Genomic DNA, 17,986 nt, shown 5'->3' with positions numbered 1-17,986 from the left:
AACTAATAAAAATTCAAAATGATGATGGTAGCCGTGTGATTCTCAGAGGTAACATCGTTCCAGTAACATTTCCTGGATTGGGTGAGTTTGGGAATTTGAGAGTAAAAGAAGCCTTCTATGCCGCGACAAATGCCCCAGCAAAAGGTACTTTTGTGGCACTAAAAGACAATGGCATTCGTTGCATCACAACTCCTTGCTTCTCCACAGATAATCTGGTTCTAAATAAACCTAAGACTGCTCAAGTTTCGTCAATCGATTTGAGTCAAACCGGTGCAACACAAAAACAACTTGACGCAGCAACTAGCGAAATTTTTGGTCAAGGTTTGATTGCTGTAGGTAAAACTGAGATAGTAGAAAACGTAGATCCAACCAAGAGAGATACTAAGTTTGTGGCTACACAATTTTATCTGAGAGTGGAACCAAAGTAAAAGAATTTTAGCTCAGATAAAATAATTCCTAAAATAGACAAGCGGTGTGGGAGCGATGTCTGCGACGGGCTATTCGGCGTCGCATTTCATTCTCGAAGTACGATCGCTAAGATTCGTTTTGAGGATTATGAACCTCACACTAAACCTCGTCAGTGATTGAGTCAGCTTGGATTGTTTGAAAACTTAATTAGCCAATTGGTATTGCAACAATTACGAGAAAGATTACAAAGCATCCGTGCGATGTATGGATTCAATCAACTCCTCAACTTCTTCTTCGTCCAGACATTGTTTCACTTGGGTGCTGAACCACTCAAATTCTTCCGGTTCTGTGTCCGTGACTCGGTATACCAGTAATGTTCCTGCAACACGGGCAAGAGTAAGAGGTGATGGAGAAACGTGGCTCAGTAGATCGCACGCATTCTGGTATATTTCCATGACTGATAATTCGGACAAAGGAGATCCCAACTGAGCAGAAAGCTGTTTTAGATTCTCCTGAATAGATGAATGGAAGTCTGGATCTTCTGGATGGGAAAGAGGGTTACTCATAATTATCGTTCAAATGCCATTGGATTGGGACTGGAAGCAATGTGTTGAAGTAAGTTACTCTTTTTGGGTTAACTCGTAGACATCGTTTCTGTCTGGCTGTTCATTTGGCTGTCAGCGTTGCTGCTGTATGCGTTCTAGCAACTCCAAGGGAATATAAACGTTCATTTCAAAACCTTGTTCTGTTGCTTTGCGTCTAAGTTTTGTAGCTTCCTAATGACTTTCTAGCATTGTGGCACAAACTTCACGCCACTAAATACTTTGAGATTTAAAAACCGACGGCTTGAAAACTCAGCAACGAGACGATTACTGGCAGTTCCAGGTATTCATCATGGCACGTAGAGCGTTTCCATTGGTCTTGCAAAGCTCGAATCAAAATGGCGTTTGGGAGAAAAAGCAATCGAAGGGATTAGTTTATTTACCAGCCTCATCCATCTTTAGCCAGTTTGCAAAGTTCTTTGCAGGAGATAAAATCTTTTAGGAAAAGTAAATTGATATATTGGTAGGTCTTTTAGCAAGTGTTACAGATAAGAAAAATTAGTTCTTTGATGCAGTTATTTTAATTGATTAAACGAGAGTTCTCATTATTAGCGCTATATAGTTATGCCAACCGCACTCAAAAATATACAAACTAAAAATCTAATTTCAATTGGTTTGCTAGTTTTTGTCCCGATTGCTATTGTGGCAGAAAAGTTAGAATGGGATGCATTAATAGTGTTTGGGCTTTCAGCAGTTGCAATCATTCCGTTAGCAGTTTGGCTGAGTCAGGCAACAGAAGAAATTGCTGTGGTTTTAGGGCCTTCTATCGGAGGTTTGTTAAATGCAGTCTTCGGTAATGCAACTGAGCTAATTATTGCTCTGGTAGCTCTCAAACAAGGCTTAGTAGATATTGTCAAAGCCAGTATTACCGGGACAATTATCAGTAATTTACTGCTGGTAATGGGGCTATCTATGTTGCTAGGAGGTTTACGCTATAAGGAGCAGACTTTTCAGCCAATGGCAGCGCGAGTCAATGGTTCGACAATGACACTAGCTGTGACTGCAATTGTACTCCCCGCAATGGTGATTACTACATCTAATGTGGTCGAGCAAACTGCTATTACTAAGCTGTCGATTTTTGTAGCAGTTATTTTAATTGTAGTTTATGGTTTGACCCTGTTATTCTCCTTGAAGACTCACAGCTACCTATACGATGTTGGCGTTGTAGAACTAGAAGATAAGGTTTCTGAAGACGAGACCACAGAGCAAGATAAACATTCTTTGCCAAACTTGAGCCTTTGGGTTGGTATTTTGCTTGTGGCAACGATTGGTATAGCGTTCGTGTCTGAGATTTTTGTCGGTGCGGTTGAAGAAGCAACAAAAGGACTAGGATTGACACCTTTGTTTACCGGAGTAATTTTGTTACCACTAGTTGGAGGTGCAGCTGAATATGTAACTGCTGTTCGAGTAGCAATTAAGAACAATATGGATTTGGCAGTATCTGTAGCAATGGGATCGAGTCTACTAGTTGCTTTGTTGGTTGCGCCGCTCCTTGTACTAGTTGGGCAGGTGATTGGACAGCCAATGGACTTAAACTTTAACTTGTTTGAAGTTGTTGCAGTGATCATTGCAGTGGTCATTGCCAACTTAATTAGTTTGGATGGTCGCTCTAACTGGTTAGAGGGGATGTTGCTGCTAGCAACCTATGCTGTATTAGCTGCTGCCTTTTACTTCCATCCAGTTTGAGTGCTAATCCTTGTTGCTGTTTAATGTTATTGAAACTTCTTCCCATTTTTTTAGTAAAGCAGACAGGCGAAGAAAATAGCGCTCGTATTCAATTGGTTAAGTGTAGTATTCTCAAAAAATGCAACGCCTGAAAAATCAAGCGAATATAACTAAAATTTATATAGCATTTACATGAGATGAGATTAGTGAGCCTATTATGATACTCATTTTTTTCCATTAGAGGCAAGCGATACCTTCTCTTCCCGGATTTCTCACAAAATCTGAAAAAAAGGGAACAAAAACTGCGAAAATGTATATATAGTAAGCATTTCAGCAGTTGTAGAGCATGACCCAAGCTTTGACAGATCGTATACAAAAACAGTTCAGATTTGAACAGCCAAAGTCACCTCCAGTCGTAGTTAATTTCCAGGGTGGACAAGTAACATCTGATGCAGGTTTAAGCTTAATTGCTGAAATAGATAGAAAACTGCAAATCACATCACAGTTTGCACTATGTTTCCAAGATTACCGCCAATCAAATCGAATTGACCATTCAATAGAAAACTTAATTAAACAAAGAATCTACGGGTTGGTCATGGGATACGAAGACTTAAATGACCATGAAGAATTACGTCATGATCCGATGTTTGCTCTATCATTAGGAAAAAGAATTGGAGTACAAGATAAGCCTGCAACATTAGCAGGTAAGAGTACATTAAATAGGCTGGAACATTGTCCCGAAGATGTAGAACAAGGATCTGACAGTCGTTATCATAAAATTGGACATTCCTCAGAAGGAATTGAACGCTTATTTGTAAATATCTTTCTAAAATCTTACTCAAAAGAACCACGAAAAATTATTTTGGACTTAGATGTAACTGATGATTTAGTACACGGCAATCAGGAGCAAGTTTTCTTCAATACCTATTATGGAGGATATTGCTATGCCCCATTTTATATTTTTTGTGGGAAACACTTATTAGCAGCCAAACTTCGTCCTTCTAATGTAGACCCAGCATTTGGGGCGTTAGAAGAGTTACAGAAAGTTATTAAACATATACGTCAACAATGGCAGAATGTCGAGATTTTAGTACGAGGAGATAGTGCCTATTCCAGAGATGATATCATGACATGGTGTGAGTCACAGACTGGGGTTGACTACGTTTTTGGATTGGCGCAAAATAGTCGTTTAATTCAGATGACTACCACGACTAAAAATAGAGCCTCGCTTGAGTATGAGCAGAAATTATCAACAGTAGTTTCATTTTTAGAAACTGTATTTAAGCCAAATGAACAACTTCCTTCTCTTGGTTCTGACTTGATTGATAACTCAATTTTGTATAAGTCGTTAGACTATCGAACCCGTGAATCTTGGAGTCGTAGTCGTCGTGTTGTTTGTAAGGTTGAGTATGGAGCAAAGGGCACTAATATTCGTTTTATTGTGACCTCTCTCACTACTAATAAAGTACCTCCTGGTCAACTCTACAGACAAAAATACTGTCAGCGTGGGGAGATGGAAAATCGCTTTAAGGAACAACAACTTGAACTTTTTAGTGATAGAACTAGCACGCATACATTCGCTGGAAATCAACTACGATTATGGTTTTCTTCTATAGCTTACGTTTTGATGAATGCGTTGCGACAAAGATGTTTAGCCAAAACAGAATTACAAAACGCTCAAGTTGGAACTATTCGTACCAAATTATTGAAGTTAGGAGCCTTAATTACTGTAAGCACACGGCGAATTTTAATTGCGATTACTAGCTCTTGTCCATATAAACATATTTTGGCTGCTGCTTACAGATGCTTAAAAATGCTCCCGAATACTGCTTAATATCAACTCAAACTGCATTTAATTTCTCATAATTAATCATATTTTGGCTTGGTTTTATCTAAGTCTAGTTTTGAAATGCTTATTTTTCTAGACACAGCATTTTATTTTCAGTACAAAGATAAACATAGTGATTATTCTATCTTCATAGCTACTGTTTTATACTTAATTTGTTACACCACGTAAATTTGAATTCATGATGTATCAAAAAAATGTCTTACATCAGGTCATGTAAATTGATTTTTGATTGTTTGTGAGAAATGCGGGCTAAGTGATGTAACCTGTGTATCCATCCACTTTTGGGCAATCAATGCCTAACTGGTCACATATTTCCCTTATTTTTCTCAAATGAAGAAGTTGTCTCTTGTTGGGTATGAGTAAAATGTCCATACCCCTCTGATTCCCAAGAACTAACAATTATTTTCCCCATATTCACTCATTGTTTTAATTTTCAACTATAAAAAACTACCACAAAACTACTATTAAATAAGCTTTGTGGTAATTCGTTTACAAATGTCGCCAGAAGTTTTTACTGATAGTCTTAAGACTGACTACCTTGGGTTCTGCTGTCGCTTCAGGGGCATGACTAACACCCACCGCAGCGACTTGTGGTGCGGGTGTCGTTAACAAAGAATTGAGTAACTCTCGCTGATAGTCAATATCTTCTACTGTGCGATAAACTCTGTGGTAGTCAATTTGCATCCCTAAAGGTGTTGGTACTATTTTCAGATATTCATTTAGGGCGTTAATATAGCCATCGTGAAAAATTCTATTAGCAATACAAGGACGGATAATATTCAATAATTGAATAGCTCGTCTAATGTCTGCAACACTGCGGCTAGCATCAATTTCTGGCTGGCTTTCGCTGTAACCTTTAGATTTCTTTTCTGCTACTAGATTGTTGAATTTACTAACGGCTCTTTGATGATTGCCTAATGTGTGGACTCGGGTTTGCGCTTGATAACCGACTCTGCCCCACTGCACTGTTAAGTTACCATCTTCGACAATGGCAGACCAGAACTTATTGCTGTTCTGGATAGCATCAACATAGACTAAATAGATTTCCATGTTGATTATTTCTCCGTAGGTTGTGGATTAGATATACCTAAAATCCTGTTCTTGAATGTTTCAAAACTTTCTTGCTTGGATTTTGCAAGTGGTGGAATATCCTTATTCAACAAAGAGTTTTTGAAATCCTCGAAACTTGAAGGCTTACTCATTTTGTTCTCCGGTTTAGATAATTTGATTAGTAAATTAGTGTTTAACAATCACACACTTCCTTGTATTCGGGCATTGCCCCAACGCAATTGATGTTGTAAAGCTTCAAGTATCGTTTCTGCTTCGTCTGCTGTTAGTCCTTTCAACTGAAAGCAGATATTTTTTAAAACCTCTGGAATACCATTCCAAAGAAATCTTTCAAAATCTCCATCTGTCAAAGCTTCTGTTAGAGAATAATCTTCAGGACTACATATTCGCTGCATAAAAACATATTGGGATAAAGTTGTACGTAGCAAAAGTTTGGTTTCTCTATCCAGTTTTTCGAGATAAACTCCATAGTTTTGAACAAATTGGTTAATTCGTTCAGTTTGTCCGTAGTAAGTCACTAAATCTGTTGTCATCTTTTTTTCACCCTCTCTTTAACTGATTGTTGGATTTGAGAAAGCAATCGCCTTCATAGAATCAGAAGGCAATCGCTTTCTCATCAGTTCATATTCTGAAACTTGGCAGCACGTAGCGATTGAGTTTTCGCTGCAACCACAGGACTACTAGCCCGTCGTGCGGTAGCCGCCCATGCCTGCATTCGCTCAACTGCGGCAGCATCCTGTATGGCAAGTGGGGTAATGGTTTGACGGCAATTTTCCAAATCATTAAGCGTCACCTGTTGCGGTCTACCCTCATCGAATGCCAGCAGAGCAGCTTCCGAAGCAAGGGTTTCCAGTTCTGCCCCTGAAAACTTTGCGGTCGTTGCTGCGATCGCTTCGAGATATTCGGATTCCAGGTGAATGCCAAAGCGTTGTAGATGAATTCCTAAAATCTGTACTCGCTCCGGTTCTGTCGGCAGATCGACGAAAAAGTTTTCATCGAAGCGTCCTTTCCTCTTTAGTTCACTTGGTAATGCTGAGGGATCGTTACAAGTTGCCACGACAAACACACCACACTGAGATTCGGACATAAACGTAAGAATATTGCCCAGAATCCTCTGTGAGACTCCACTAGTGTCACCACTGCCAGAAAGGGCTTTTTCTATTTCGTCTATCCATAAAATGCAGGGTGCGATCGCTTCGGCTGTCTTCAAGGCACGGCGTACATTCCCCTCAGACTCGCCTACCAGACTGCCTAAGAGGGATGCAATGTCTAGCTGGAGCAATGGTAAATTAAGGATGTTAGCAATGTTTTTAGCCAATAATGTTTTACCAGTACCGGGCGGTCCTGCAAGCAACACACCTTTTGGTTGAGGCAGGTGTAGCTCACGCGCCTCTTGCGTGAATAGTCGCCGCCGCCGAGTCAGCCACTCGCGCAGTAGATCCAAACCGCCAAATGGGATTATCGCAGGTTTACCCAATTCAATACCCATTTGAGACAGTAGCCGAGTTTTGTACTCGACGGCTTTGGGGATGAAATCAGCATCAACGATGACACCATCATTAGTTAAGTTTTCTTTGACTGTTAACCGAAGGAAGTCGCTAATCTCCTCCAGGGTTAATCCCAGGGCTGCACGAGAAAGAGTTTCAAATTCAGCATTTTCAAGCGTAACAGTAAAGGTTAATTCTTGCTCTCTAGCAGACTGTTGTAAGTCATGCAAATAAGAATTGATATGAAGTAGTATTTGGTCAATACTGGGTAAAGGAAATTCACAATAAGGAATCAATCTGACTAGAGATTCGTGTAATTGTATGTTCTGACCCAATAAGACAATGCGTTTATCTGTGGGTTTTAACCTGTGGTAAAGGTTTTTTACCTTGCTTAAAATCTCCCATGATAATTGGGGTGAATTCTTAGCAATAAAGGGGTGAATATCTCCGAGGATAAATACACCATGACCACTAAAGTTAGCAATGTAGTCGAATACGAATAGTAGTGGATCGGCCTGTGGTGGTTTCTTATACTCTGCAACTGGCTTAAACACCAATCCCCCATCTGCTGCAATTAAACATTGCTCTAAGTTTGATACCCCCAGATTCCAGAAGAACACTGGACTTGATAGCTTGTTGTTAGCTTCAGTAATTAACCACTGAATAATTGTCGCTTCATCAGGAGATAGAACATCAACCGCAGCAATGGGGATTTGTGAATCAAGTGTGGAGATAAGATTTGAGAGTTTCATGACAGATTTCAAATAACTTCAATTAGTTTTGGCGAAGCCATTGTGATCAGCAGTTACCAGTCACGTTAAGACTGGTAACTGATGACTAATTACTGACGTAAACGTGTCTGGTTACTGTTCGTAGTCCGAAGTTGTTGGGTTTGAGCTTCATTTTTAAAAGTGCGATCGCTCTCGCTCACAACTCCCAATGCGGATTCAAATGGTTGCGTAGCCGATAAACAACTCAAACCCTCAAACCCCTCAGCCTCCACACGAACTTCACCTGTAGCCGAATCGAAATGAATCAAAACTGAACGTTCCATATTTATCTCCGTGCATATTGTTGAACTTCTTGATGTCCGGCAAAGGTTAGGCGTAGAGTTTGGACAGTACCGTTAGTAGATTCTGCGATCGCGCACTCCCCAAATTTTTCTTGTAACTCGGCAGCTTTGACACGAACCAAATGCTTACCATAAGCCAGCATTAGTTTATTACTGAAAAAGTCTTGTCCCAACTTCGGAACTGTCTCGTAGCTATCGTGTATCACATCGTACACACCACTTGACTGATTCCACTTGAATCCGATGTCTGCACGGGCTTTTATGGTGCGACCAGATACGATAATTTCAACGCTTTGTCCTTGAGAGCTACCGTAATATCCTTTTAATGACTGTGCTGTTTCATGGACTTGCGGTGATAGGTTTAGATCCGTGAGGGCTTGTACTAAACATTCGTGATTGCTTAATTTGGTTTTAACAGTTGAGAAATGTGACATGAGAATCTTGTTCCTATAGCGGTAAAAGTGCGGTATTCTTTTTGAGGTGTATATGCATTTTTCGTTTAAGGTACTTAGTCTTGAGCGATGCACCTTCGCCCAAGACTGTTTTTTACCTAAACTTGAACGACATAACGGTAGCTTTCGACAAGCCCACATCGCTAATCGCAAGTGATTGCAGATTGCGCTGTTCATCTAGTAGCTTGGAGCGGATCTCTTGCATTTTTTGCTGCAACTGATTGCGCCCCTCACTACCAAGATTCTTCGACTCAATCGCCGGATCATTAACAATCGAGTCAATGTGCGCCATCATCGCCTCTAAGCTGCTGCCAGCCTCCTCCTCAGCATTCGCTAGTAGTACCTGAACCTTCATCAAATGGCGTTCCATCTTCTTTTTAAATTGGACTGGTTTACGCCCTGGCTCCCAGTCAGCCAACTCTTCAAGTAACTGCGCGGCAAGTTGTTCACCACCAGCCAAAGCCGATTCCCTTAGTCGCTGCTCCAGATTTTGGTCATACTGCTGTATGAAGCGAGTGATTTGGTCTAAACATTCGGCTTGTTTCTGGTCGAGTTGTTCGGATAGGGCAGGTATGATAACCGGGCGACCAATGATTACCTGCAAATAATCTTCTAAGTCAGTCAGAGTAGGGAAAGCCATTAATAAGTTGGCTTTGACTGATTCTTGCTTATCTAAAGATAATTCCCAAGTGTTGAGCGAGAGGAATTGGTCAATTCTCTCTTGGTAATCAAGTAGTCCTGCCTCATAATCAGCTTTTAATTGATTTCTGAGAGTGGGAGCAACACTATCTCTGATATTTAGTAGTTGGCTCCAGACGAGTGGCGCTAAATCAATCGGACAGACCCAATCGCCAGTATCAGCAGACATCCATTCTTGAACTGAAGCAATCTCTTGCCTTAATTGGGCAGCAGCTTCATCGAGCTTCTTGAATACTTTGATTCCACGTAAACCAACTTCGGAATTAGTAACTTTAACGAGGTCTGATTCGATTTCAGACACTTCAGCTTTTAATACATCTGCCCATTTAGGAGCGGCAGACTTTGTACTTTTTTTCAACTGGATACGAAATCTGATGCGGGTTTTATTTAATTGTGAGAAATTGTGGCGCTCGACTACTGCATCAGTTAGAAAATTTGTAGCGATAGGGTTGTCGATTGCTTGTACCATAATTATTCACCTCAATCAATATTTTCACTTCCGATTAAGCGAAGCTTTCTTTGTGGCTATTTTTCAATTTGTGAATGTCTGCAATAGCTCTATGAATTGTTTTTGTAGAGTCATTTTGTAGCCGGACAGGTCTTTTGATAACTGGTGGCTTATGTATTGACATGGCTTAAAATAGCTGGAGTTGCTGTGAATTCTCCTGTACCACAGGCTTTTGATTAACCATACCTTCGACTTCATAACACCGAGTCATAAGTTTGTTTCGATTTAGTCGAAAGCTGGCTTTTTTTCTTTGATTTGGCAGAGGTAGAAACAAATACTGTGGATGTTGGATAGTACCTGCATCACCCAGATATCGACAATGTGTACCATTAATTTGGTAAACTTTTGATGAGCTTAACAGTGTCGCGTCATACACTTTAATCAAATTTGTTTCCATCTGATTAGTATTGAAGTAGATTGTGTGATAATCTTTTGTGGAATCGATTTTTCTCTACAGTCAGACTGATTCAATCTGACTGTAGAGTTTTTGGTACAGCATTATGTAGCTGTAGATAGGCTTGGGCAACTGATCTAATGTGTTAACTCAAGCCCTATTTACAACTAACTAAAACACCATTTGTGAAGCTGCCTTAACTACATCTATTGCTTGACGTGCTGTAACTTTCCAGTCAGTTTGGTCATTATAATTAGTCATGATTAGCTCAGACTCTACCCATACGCGACAGAACAAAACACTTTCGTCAGTTGTCCCTGGCTGCGGTTGTAGTGTGATGGGGGAATATAATTGTTGTGGGGTCAAAGTTGCGATCGCCGCAAGTATGCACTTTGAGAAATGCGTATCGTAACCTGATTCTAAGATATACGTCCGGTCTGCTTGCATAGTTATTAGTAACTTACAGGATTCTTTTTTGCGGCGTTCTGTATTCTCAAACCGCAGTTCTTTAAGATATCCAGTTAAGGCAGTTTGAGGGACATCACTCGGTTCACCATTGAGTGTGTACCATAGTCCTCCGTGCTGACGATTGCAGTAGATTTTACAATTGCCAGCATCAGAGTGCAATCTCAGTTTCGGCTTATTGATTGAAGCGACCAACTGCTTGAGTAGTTCCTCTTGGCGCATCAAGGCAGCAAGTAAATCCGATGTTTCTTGAGGGTTCATTTGTTTGTACCAAAAGCATTTTCACTTTTGCATTGGCGTAGCCGTTTGATTGTGATATATGAAGCGTAGAGCCAATAAAACAGCGCTCTTGAATCAACAAAAGCGCTTTTTGTTACTAATTATTTGCCCTGTACAGATTATTGATGTGAATTAAATCTTGCGAGTAAATCTTCACGAGATAATTCAAGACACAAGGGAGTAAATTCTTCTGGTGTTAGCTGCAACAAATTATCGACCACTCTTGAGAGTTCTTCATCCACAGAACCAAACCGGAATCTCAACAAGTTTTCTACAACTTGGCGTTGCCCTTCTTGTACCGCTTGCGCTCTTGCTTCTTGATAAGCTTCTGTTAAATTCATAATTAACTCCTGGTCATCTTCAGTTAAATCTGTTTGTGTCATTACACTGATACGCCACCTGTAAACCATTTCAAGAACATTACGGCGAACAAGATTCTCTGGTGGAAGGGCAACTAGTTCACTTACTGCTTGGATTTGTACTTTTCCGCGACCTAACAGCCGAAACCACAGCGTGTCTGGAGTTCGCGGTAGCTTGTTAATCGCTACTATTGCTGCTCTTACTCCTTCAGGCAGAAAGTACACTCCGCTCATCCAATTGTCTAAATCTAGTTTAGCTTCAAAAGCCTTGAGCAAAGCAATTGATGCACTAGGCGCTAAGATCCACAGTCTTGCTAAATCGTTCTCTGCTATTGTTGTGTGTTCCCTGTTAGCAAGACGTTGCGCGTCTGCAATCACAGTAAATAATTTTTGAAGACAACTACGTACTTCTGTTCTACTTGGTTGATTGCGAAACGGTTCTAGTAAAGTAGTATTTAATACCGCTATTCTACCCAATAGTCCTAAAGTTTCTACATCAACCGCAGATGTTGGTGTTGGCGAAAATAACACATCAACAAATCTTGTTTCATCAGTGACTTCCCTATTAGTTTTTACTTCCCCAAAGGGAGAAAGTAACTCTTCTAAAAACTGCTTGGCAAATTTATCGTGAGGTTGTTGGGTCATTTTGTAAGGGCGAACTGTGTTTTATTTTACGAGGTTGAGAAAAGCTTAGTGGTGGGCATTAAAACCACCATTTGACTTACGCTGCTACCAACTCCCGGCAAACTTGCGGCAGTTCAATCGGAGCAGTTACCCTGGACAGTGCTTCTACAGCCTCTCTGACGCTCCAATACTTCATGCCATCGCCACAGCGCCAGTAGTATGTCTTGGGGTCGTTTTCCCAGACTTCCTCAGCGTTTCTGACCTTGAAGAGTATGCCCAAAAACTCACCATCTAGATATACATTGTGAGCCGTCTGGAGGTCAGTGCGTCCTACATAAGTTAGTCGATAGCCGTCCACTGGCGTACACAAGTCTTCTGCACGAGTGCCGCGATAGGAGCAGTTTCCGCAGCCGTGACCACCACAGTCTGGACAGATGCCAGCAGGCATATTCCACTTCGGCAGAGTGAAGTCCCATTCAGTCGGTGGGGTTAATATTCGAGCCTTGTGAGAGATATAACAACCAGCGTGACCGATTACTTTATCAGGATAGTATTGAACGCTCAATGATAGCCAATCACAATCACCCAACAAGCCTATTTTCTCAGAAGCTTGTTTTAGTTCCTTTTCTTCCTTGTGATTGCGCTCGACTGGAGTAGAAAGACTCGCTTTAACTTCTGCAACAGCGCGTTTGAATGGTTCTTTGTGGTATCGCGCATAGCCGTGGGTCATTTTTACCCAGATGATATCATCGCTGTTGATCCAGATAGTCACTACATCTTCGGGCTGGCAGTTTTTGGAGTAGTCCGACTGATTGACGATGGTTGCAATGATTTGGCGATCCTGTGTGGTCAACGGATCTTTTGTTGGCGTAGGGGCTGAAAGTTGTGTCATCATTAGAAATACCTCTTAAATGGGTAAAAGGGCGATCGCAGACTTTCCACGGACAGCGATCGTCCTATTTTTATTACTGAGTTTGTTGTGCTTTCAGCACAACACTCTCAATCTAGAATTGGCGAAGCCTTATAAAAGTGTTCAAGGGTAAAGCGTATTAACTGATGGTCAAAACACCAGACAGAAGAAAACTGTAGAGAAGATATCGGATTTATCGTGCCTTCTGTACAGCCACAGCCATGTCGAAACAATTGAAAAGGCGATTACATACTGAGGAGTAATAATCGCCTTAATTCTGAAAAGATTGAAGTTTTTACAACCAGTTTTTAGACGTGGTAGGTCATCGGAATCATCTCGCGGTGGCTTGGCCATTACAAGTTTTAGGCTGCGGCTACTTATCCCGCCGGCTATTGGTTTCTAATAGTTTTGTTGCTAATTCAATTTGATTGGTTTGAGTTTTGAGCGCTTCTTCCTTTCTCTGAGAGGCATCGCGCTCAATTCCTCTCTTGTATATATAACTTACAACACCATGTTGTATTATGTCAATAGAGTTTTGCATATTTCTTGTAAACTTTCAGGATTGATTACTAACGCTGGAAATAACTTCCAAATAGGTACATCAAGCGCATTACAAATAGCAAACGCATCTTCTTTGGAAATTGATTCTGGTCTATTTCCAGGGTTTGCCCATTCAAGGTTTTGGATAAAAGTATTGCTGCGACCAGCTTGAATCGCTAATTTATCTCGGCTAGTTTTACCCCGTAGTTTTCTCAATCGCTGTGCTGTTTCTTCATCCCAAGTAAAACGAGATACATAGGACAGTTTCACAAAGCAGACCTCCTCTGTCATTTAGCTCTCCTCTAATTTACAACACCAACTTGTGTTTTGAGAGTTTTTTGATTACACTGAGGTAGTGATAACGCAAAAGCGATCGCCAGCCAGGAAGCAACGCGATCGCTTTGCAAAACTCATTTACAAAAAGTAAGCCAATTATAATGCTGACACACTTTTGACGTGTTTCAGAAATCAACCAAATGCCTCAGTCTGGGCAGATAGACAAATATGCGATACCCAAGGGCTATGTTAATGCCACCCAGATGGCTAGAGCTAACCGTAAACTTTTGTCTGACTACATAAGGCTAAAGTCTACAAAAGATTATTTACAAGCACTTGAGAACGATATGGGAATTCCCATATCGTCTCTAATAATTGACACGTTTTGAAGCATTTTCTTTTAAATGAACGTATGGCTTTATTCTTCCCTTAACACTCTTTTTAGTTATTTCAGCTTACAAATTGTCCGACTTCTGCTTTCAAAAGCTGTCCAAAATCTTCTTAAAATCATATCTACCGTTCACATCCAACACCATCTCCATCTCTGTCAAACCCATGAGGATCGGGTGGCAGAACTTTAAACCTTCGTTGGCTAATATCTCGGCAATTTAAGTCTGGTGAATTCTTTGGAATGCAAAAATCTGGGTAAGCAGGGTCGCAGTTATTCTGTTGCTGCGGTTGAATCGGCACTGATGTTGTCTTTTGGGTAGCTCTGTGGCGGAAGTCCCAAGGCATTACAGGATTAGCCTGACTCCAAAATGCTAAACGTTGTTGTTTGGCGGTGTTTTCACCTTGCAACAAGCTATCTTTAGACTCTGCACAGCCTTTGAGATACTGACGATACACTACAGCCTGTCCTTCTTGCACCATACTCACGTTGACACTGCGATTACCAACAAACACCTCTGCAACTAAGCGCTTGTATTTGTCAGTTTCTACAGCGCGTATGGTGATTGCTTGTCCTACTGGGAGCAATTGTTTGAGTCTTGTTGATGATTGTTGACCCCAAGGATTCTGTTTCATCTCTGGTGCGTCAATGCAAGCGAGGCGAACAGTCACAGTTTTGTTACCAGTTCTCACCCGTATGGTGTCACCGTCACCTACGCTTACAACTGTAGCAGTAAGATTGTTGGCAAATACGGGTAACGACATTTGAACTAGAAGCAAAGCCGCAACACCAATCAAGCGAAGTTGAAAAACCATTTGTACTAAAAGTCACTCTTATTTTCTTTAGGATTCCCAATCCAAGCCAAGCAATCGCTAGTTAACTCACAAATTATTTTTATGTTTTAAAGTAGAAAATAGTTTCATTGAAAGTGATTGTTAGTACCAATGAAAGTTTTAAGGTTAGTCTTACCAGCCTTGTTGCTGCTAGGCACGCCTGCTATGGCAGTTGAGTTCAAAGGGCAAAATATTGATGGTCAAAAGCTACCTGCTAGAGCTTACTATTATGCAACTGGTGGGGTCTACTCTCGTTCAGGTCAGCTTTCACAACAAGCGGGCCACAATTTACTTTGATGACGGCAACCAAACAACTATACAGTTAAACCAACAGGTAATTACTGACTCAAACAATATTGAAGGTTTTGGAAAAATAGGGCAATATCCTGTAAGTAGCACGTTCAGTGTTGGCTTGGTGTATGACAATAATTGGCTTGGCAGCAGTGATAGTCAATTGCAACAATCCAATGCGCTAGATGGGTTGTGGAAAATTAGTTTGGAGTGAAAAGTAATGTTGACTAATTTTCTCCCATCACAAGTTAATCAATTAACAGACCCAAAAGCGATCGCTTTTGCCCAAAGTATTGAGAGAATTGCCCTTGCAACCTCCCTGAGCCAAAACCAAATCCTCACAACCTATATTCAAAAAGGTAGTGAGGGAACACCAATTCTGCTGCTACACGGCTTCGACAGTTCCATCCTTGAGTTCCGCCTTCTTTTACCATTACTTGCTGCTCAAAATGAAACATGGGCAGTAGATTTGTTAGGTTTTGGCTTTACACAAAGACAAAAAGAAATAAATTACAGCCCAACTACAATCAAAATTCACCTTTACAATTTTTGGAAAACTTTAATCAACAGACCAATCATACTAGTAGGCGCATCAATGGGAGGTGCAACTGCAATCGATTTTACTCTCACTTATCCTCAAATTGTAAAATCGCTAGTATTGATTAACAGTTTAGGTTACACTAGTTCTCCTGCTTTTAGCAAATATTTATTTCCTCCTTTTGACTTTTTGGCTGTTGAATACCTGCGTCAGCGCCACATACTGGCATTAAACTTATGTAGTGTTTTACCTAATTCTGATCCCAAAATACTTCTGGCAATTCAGTGCGCTATGCTGCATCAACAAATGCCACTGTGGCATGATGCTATGATTGATTATGTCAAAACTGGAGGTTATAGCAACTTGGCAGATAAAATTGCCCAAGTTGAAAAACCAACACTGATTCTATGGGGAGAAGCTGATAACATGCTCCCACTTGGAGATGCAGAAAAATTTCAGCAATCTATTGTCAACTCTCAACTAATATTACTCAAAAATTGCGGTCATGCCCCTCAAATTGAACAGCCACAAATCACATCTCAACATATTTTACACTTTCTGAATAGTGGGAAGTTTTAATTGAGCTTAAGAGGATATTTTAAAAGTTCCGCTAGGTATAATTTAGCTATTCTGCACTTAAGCTAGTGTAGAACAGATAAATTGATACAAAAATCAAATCTTTCTTTAGCTATAAAAAGTTATATGAAATCGTATTTATATTCTAAAAAGGAAAACAAATGACTAATAAAAAGGTCGTGCTAGTTACAGGAGCATCATCTGGATTTGGGCAGTTAACTGCTAAAAAGCTTGCTGCTGTAAGTTATTGGGTCTTCGGTACCAGTCGCAAGTCATATCCAGCATCAGGTGATGTAGAAATGTTGAAGCTCGATGTTACCTCTGATGACTCAGTACAATTATGTATTAAACAGTTGCTCACACGGACTAATCGCATTGATTTACTGATTAATAATGCTGGACAAATTCATGCCAGTATGCTGGAAGAAACTTCTTTACAACAAGCCAAAGAAATCTTTGAAACCAACTTTTGGGGGGTTGTCCGCCTCACTAACGCCGTTTTACCAATTATGAGACAGCAGAGGAGTGGACATATTATCAATATCAGTTCAGTCGCAGGATTGATTGGCGCACCCGGTCAAGGTTTTTACAGTGCAAGTAAATTTGCCCTCGAAGGTTATAGCGAAGCACTGAGCGTGGAGCTAGACCCGTTCAATATTAAAGTGTCTTTAATTGAGCCTGGTTACTTTAAGACTAACTTCAACCATGCCATGTTACCACCCACCTTCAATTATGCTGATTACGACAATGTACGTGATGTGATTCGCTCAACTGTCACTCAAGCAATTGCACAAGGCGATGATCCAACAAAAGTTGCACAGACAATTGTCTTTGCTGCTCGTAGCCGTTCCCCACGATTACGGTATCGCGTTGGTAATGAGGCACAATGGTTGCCTCGCTTGAAAGCAATATTGCCTGATAACTTGTTTCGATTTGGTGCCCGCAAGCGGTTGAACCTGCCATAAATCACAGCTTCTATTTAATACAGCGATAGCTGCGCCACCGCCTGCCGCAGGATACCTGAATGCGAACAGAGCCTCAATTCTAGAGAAGGGCTGTAAGGCTAGGGCAAAGCTTTGCAATACAACCAAAATTTTAATTAGATATCAATATTTATCTGTTCTATCTGTCTGGCAGCTTTATCCCAAAGCTTTGCAGAAGCCTCATCTTTCCAATGATTTCTGAGATTTTCTGCTTTTTTATGACTGATTCGTTCTAACATTTCTAGAACTGCGGCTAATGTTAATTGATCAACAATTGCCTCTAAAGACTCCATATATTCTTTTGTCATAACTCACCTCTTGAAGAACAATAAAAGTTAACTTTTTTCTTGGAGAATCGTAAATGTACAATTTTACTGTTGTGCATAACCTAATTATATGGACACGATTAAATACGTTCTGACTGAAAACCAAATGCCAAAAGCTTGGTACAACATCCAAGCTGACTTGCCCCAAGCCTTACCACCAGTTTTAAATCCTGCTACTGGTAAGCCAATTACACCAGATGATTTATTACCTTTGTTTCCATTGGCACTTATTGAGCAAGCTGACTTTTCCCGTTAAGTCTTGAAAACCTTGTTGGCAAAGGCTTTAAGAAACAGCGCAGCAGATACGGTACAGTAATGAAAATTGGGTGCTAAAGGTGACGAGCAATGCTGGACTGGTGGGAGAAGAATTTTGCAACCATATCTCTAGGCGATC

23 protein-coding genes are annotated in these 17,986 nt (G+C 40.6%); 8 read left to right on the top strand and 15 right to left on the bottom strand.

Translation table 11 applies throughout. The annotated features are described in order from the left end of the window. Positions 1-428: DUF6748 domain-containing protein (locus RM347_RS33815; RefSeq protein ID WP_428850664.1), on the top strand; the 428-nt coding region annotated here is incomplete at its 5' end. A gap of 222 nt (positions 429-650) precedes the next feature. On the opposite strand, the gene RM347_RS33810 is transcribed toward RM347_RS33815, so the two are convergent. Next, complete coding sequence (locus RM347_RS33810; protein WP_322718949.1) at positions 651-974, bottom strand: hypothetical protein; 324 nt, start codon at positions 972-974, stop codon at positions 651-653. A 600-nt stretch (positions 975-1,574) separates the two neighbouring features. Between RM347_RS33810 and cax the strand changes: the two genes are divergently transcribed. Both cax and RM347_RS33800 read left to right on the top strand, forming a co-directional pair. Continuing rightward, positions 1,575-2,696 (top strand): calcium/proton exchanger, encoded by a 1,122-nt coding sequence (cax, locus tag RM347_RS33805; RefSeq protein ID WP_322718950.1) that lies wholly within the window; start codon positions 1,575-1,577, stop codon positions 2,694-2,696. A gap of 325 nt (positions 2,697-3,021) precedes the next feature. After that, the gene (locus tag RM347_RS33800) at positions 3,022-4,509 is read left to right on the top strand and encodes an IS1380 family transposase (protein ID WP_322718951.1); all 1,488 of its coding nucleotides are present in this window, start codon (positions 3,022-3,024) and stop codon (positions 4,507-4,509) included. A gap of 504 nt (positions 4,510-5,013) precedes the next feature. Here RM347_RS33800 and RM347_RS33795 read toward each other — a convergent pair. The 12 genes from RM347_RS33795 to RM347_RS33740 all read right to left on the bottom strand — a co-directional run bounded on the left by RM347_RS33795 (position 5,014) and on the right by RM347_RS33740 (position 13,853). Beyond that, a complete protein-coding gene (locus tag RM347_RS33795; RefSeq protein ID WP_322718952.1) occupies positions 5,014-5,574 on the bottom strand; it encodes a WGR domain-containing protein in 561 nt (186 codons plus the stop codon). A gap of 200 nt (positions 5,575-5,774) precedes the next feature. Continuing rightward, complete coding sequence (locus RM347_RS33790; protein ID WP_322718953.1) at positions 5,775-6,125, bottom strand: hypothetical protein; 351 nt, start codon at positions 6,123-6,125, stop codon at positions 5,775-5,777. Between the two features lie 83 nt (positions 6,126-6,208). After that, positions 6,209-7,831: an AAA family ATPase gene (locus RM347_RS33785; RefSeq protein WP_322718954.1), complete on the bottom strand. Its 1,623-nt coding sequence runs from the start codon at positions 7,829-7,831 to the stop codon at positions 6,209-6,211. 89 nt (positions 7,832-7,920) lie between these two features. Then, entirely contained in the window at positions 7,921-8,133 is a 213-nt protein-coding gene (locus RM347_RS33780) for a DUF2997 domain-containing protein (protein ID WP_322718955.1), read from the bottom strand. Positions 8,134-8,135: 2 nt separating this feature from the next. Then, on the bottom strand, positions 8,136-8,585 hold the full coding sequence (locus RM347_RS33775) for a DUF1257 domain-containing protein (protein WP_322718956.1): 450 nt from the start codon (positions 8,583-8,585) through the stop codon (positions 8,136-8,138). Positions 8,586-8,697: 112 nt separating this feature from the next. After that, on the bottom strand, positions 8,698-9,771 hold the full coding sequence (locus RM347_RS33770) for a hypothetical protein (RefSeq protein WP_322718957.1): 1,074 nt from the start codon (positions 9,769-9,771) through the stop codon (positions 8,698-8,700). A 166-nt stretch (positions 9,772-9,937) separates the two neighbouring features. Next, the gene (locus RM347_RS33765) at positions 9,938-10,207 is read right to left on the bottom strand and encodes a hypothetical protein (protein ID WP_322718958.1); all 270 of its coding nucleotides are present in this window, start codon (positions 10,205-10,207) and stop codon (positions 9,938-9,940) included. Between the two features lie 168 nt (positions 10,208-10,375). Further along, positions 10,376-10,930 (bottom strand): hypothetical protein, encoded by a 555-nt coding sequence (locus RM347_RS33760; protein WP_322718959.1) that lies wholly within the window; start codon positions 10,928-10,930, stop codon positions 10,376-10,378. 137 nt (positions 10,931-11,067) lie between these two features. After that, positions 11,068-11,952: a hypothetical protein gene (locus RM347_RS33755; protein ID WP_322718960.1), complete on the bottom strand. Its 885-nt coding sequence runs from the start codon at positions 11,950-11,952 to the stop codon at positions 11,068-11,070. 76 nt (positions 11,953-12,028) lie between these two features. Then, a complete protein-coding gene (locus tag RM347_RS33750) occupies positions 12,029-12,826 on the bottom strand; it encodes a hypothetical protein (protein ID WP_322718961.1) in 798 nt (265 codons plus the stop codon). A gap of 534 nt (positions 12,827-13,360) precedes the next feature. Beyond that, positions 13,361-13,651 carry an XRE family transcriptional regulator gene (locus RM347_RS33745; protein ID WP_229475544.1) on the bottom strand — a complete coding sequence of 97 codons (291 nt, stop codon included), beginning with the start codon at positions 13,649-13,651 and terminating at the stop codon, positions 13,361-13,363. 37 nt (positions 13,652-13,688) lie between these two features. Continuing rightward, a complete protein-coding gene (locus RM347_RS33740; RefSeq protein WP_322718962.1) occupies positions 13,689-13,853 on the bottom strand; it encodes a hypothetical protein in 165 nt (54 codons plus the stop codon). Positions 13,854-13,857: 4 nt separating this feature from the next. Between RM347_RS33740 and RM347_RS33735 the strand changes: the two genes are divergently transcribed. Continuing rightward, positions 13,858-14,046 carry a KilA-N domain-containing protein gene (locus RM347_RS33735; protein ID WP_322718963.1) on the top strand — a complete coding sequence of 63 codons (189 nt, stop codon included), beginning with the start codon at positions 13,858-13,860 and terminating at the stop codon, positions 14,044-14,046. A 124-nt stretch (positions 14,047-14,170) separates the two neighbouring features. Here the strand turns inward: RM347_RS33735 and RM347_RS33730 are convergent, their stop codons facing one another. Then, positions 14,171-14,860, bottom strand: coding sequence for a thermonuclease family protein (locus tag RM347_RS33730; protein WP_322718964.1), 690 nt, complete (start codon positions 14,858-14,860; stop codon positions 14,171-14,173). Positions 14,861-15,074: 214 nt separating this feature from the next. Between RM347_RS33730 and RM347_RS33725 the strand changes: the two genes are divergently transcribed. The 3 genes from RM347_RS33725 (at position 15,075) to RM347_RS33715 (ending at position 17,248) form a co-directional block, all read left to right on the top strand. Beyond that, positions 15,075-15,383 (top strand): hypothetical protein, encoded by a 309-nt coding sequence (locus tag RM347_RS33725; RefSeq protein ID WP_322718965.1) that lies wholly within the window; start codon positions 15,075-15,077, stop codon positions 15,381-15,383. A gap of 6 nt (positions 15,384-15,389) precedes the next feature. Continuing rightward, the gene (locus RM347_RS33720; protein WP_322718966.1) at positions 15,390-16,286 is read left to right on the top strand and encodes an alpha/beta fold hydrolase; all 897 of its coding nucleotides are present in this window, start codon (positions 15,390-15,392) and stop codon (positions 16,284-16,286) included. A 158-nt stretch (positions 16,287-16,444) separates the two neighbouring features. After that, positions 16,445-17,248, top strand: coding sequence for an SDR family NAD(P)-dependent oxidoreductase (locus RM347_RS33715; RefSeq protein ID WP_322718967.1), 804 nt, complete (start codon positions 16,445-16,447; stop codon positions 17,246-17,248). 134 nt (positions 17,249-17,382) lie between these two features. On the opposite strand, the gene RM347_RS33710 is transcribed toward RM347_RS33715, so the two are convergent. Beyond that, on the bottom strand, positions 17,383-17,574 hold the full coding sequence (locus RM347_RS33710; RefSeq protein WP_104899669.1) for a hypothetical protein: 192 nt from the start codon (positions 17,572-17,574) through the stop codon (positions 17,383-17,385). Between the two features lie 88 nt (positions 17,575-17,662). Between RM347_RS33710 and RM347_RS33705 the strand changes: the two genes are divergently transcribed. Beyond that, entirely contained in the window at positions 17,663-17,848 is a 186-nt protein-coding gene (locus RM347_RS33705) for a hypothetical protein (protein ID WP_322718968.1), read from the top strand. Positions 17,849-17,986: the final 138 nt, after the last annotated feature.

Source organism: Nostoc sp. ChiQUE02 (assembly GCF_034531305.2).
Classification (GTDB): domain Bacteria; phylum Cyanobacteriota; class Cyanobacteriia; order Cyanobacteriales; family Nostocaceae; genus Nostoc.
This window is presented reverse-complemented; position numbering and strand designations above follow the sequence as displayed.

Bases quoted from the DNA above. Each gene is read 5' to 3' on its own strand.
- RM347_RS33725 (WP_322718965.1), top strand. From the start codon at position 15,075: ATGGTCAAAAGCTACCTGCTAGAGCTTACTATTATGCAACTGGTGGGG.
- RM347_RS33705 (WP_322718968.1), top strand. From the start codon at position 17,663: ATGGACACGATTAAATACGTTCTGACTGAAAACCAAATGCCAAAAGCT.
- RM347_RS33785 (WP_322718954.1), bottom strand. From the start codon at position 7,831: ATGAAACTCTCAAATCTTATCTCCACACTTGATTCACAAATCCCCATT.
- RM347_RS33750 (WP_322718961.1), bottom strand. From the start codon at position 12,826: ATGATGACACAACTTTCAGCCCCTACGCCAACAAAAGATCCGTTGACC.
- RM347_RS33755 (WP_322718960.1), bottom strand. From the start codon at position 11,952: ATGACCCAACAACCTCACGATAAATTTGCCAAGCAGTTTTTAGAAGAG.
- RM347_RS33720 (WP_322718966.1), top strand. From the start codon at position 15,390: ATGTTGACTAATTTTCTCCCATCACAAGTTAATCAATTAACAGACCCA.
- RM347_RS33795 (WP_322718952.1), bottom strand. From the start codon at position 5,574: ATGGAAATCTATTTAGTCTATGTTGATGCTATCCAGAACAGCAATAAG.
- RM347_RS33715 (WP_322718967.1), top strand. From the start codon at position 16,445: ATGACTAATAAAAAGGTCGTGCTAGTTACAGGAGCATCATCTGGATTT.
- RM347_RS33730 (WP_322718964.1), bottom strand. From the start codon at position 14,860: ATGGTTTTTCAACTTCGCTTGATTGGTGTTGCGGCTTTGCTTCTAGTT.
- cax (WP_322718950.1), top strand. From the start codon at position 1,575: ATGCCAACCGCACTCAAAAATATACAAACTAAAAATCTAATTTCAATT.
- RM347_RS33735 (WP_322718963.1), top strand. From the start codon at position 13,858: ATGCCTCAGTCTGGGCAGATAGACAAATATGCGATACCCAAGGGCTAT.
- RM347_RS33770 (WP_322718957.1), bottom strand. From the start codon at position 9,771: ATGGTACAAGCAATCGACAACCCTATCGCTACAAATTTTCTAACTGAT.
- RM347_RS33800 (WP_322718951.1), top strand. From the start codon at position 3,022: ATGACCCAAGCTTTGACAGATCGTATACAAAAACAGTTCAGATTTGAA.
- RM347_RS33790 (WP_322718953.1), bottom strand. From the start codon at position 6,125: ATGACAACAGATTTAGTGACTTACTACGGACAAACTGAACGAATTAAC.
- RM347_RS33780 (WP_322718955.1), bottom strand. From the start codon at position 8,133: ATGGAACGTTCAGTTTTGATTCATTTCGATTCGGCTACAGGTGAAGTT.
- RM347_RS33710 (WP_104899669.1), bottom strand. From the start codon at position 17,574: ATGACAAAAGAATATATGGAGTCTTTAGAGGCAATTGTTGATCAATTA.
- RM347_RS33810 (WP_322718949.1), bottom strand. From the start codon at position 974: ATGAGTAACCCTCTTTCCCATCCAGAAGATCCAGACTTCCATTCATCT.
- RM347_RS33775 (WP_322718956.1), bottom strand. From the start codon at position 8,585: ATGTCACATTTCTCAACTGTTAAAACCAAATTAAGCAATCACGAATGT.
- RM347_RS33760 (WP_322718959.1), bottom strand. From the start codon at position 10,930: ATGAACCCTCAAGAAACATCGGATTTACTTGCTGCCTTGATGCGCCAA.
- RM347_RS33765 (WP_322718958.1), bottom strand. From the start codon at position 10,207: ATGGAAACAAATTTGATTAAAGTGTATGACGCGACACTGTTAAGCTCA.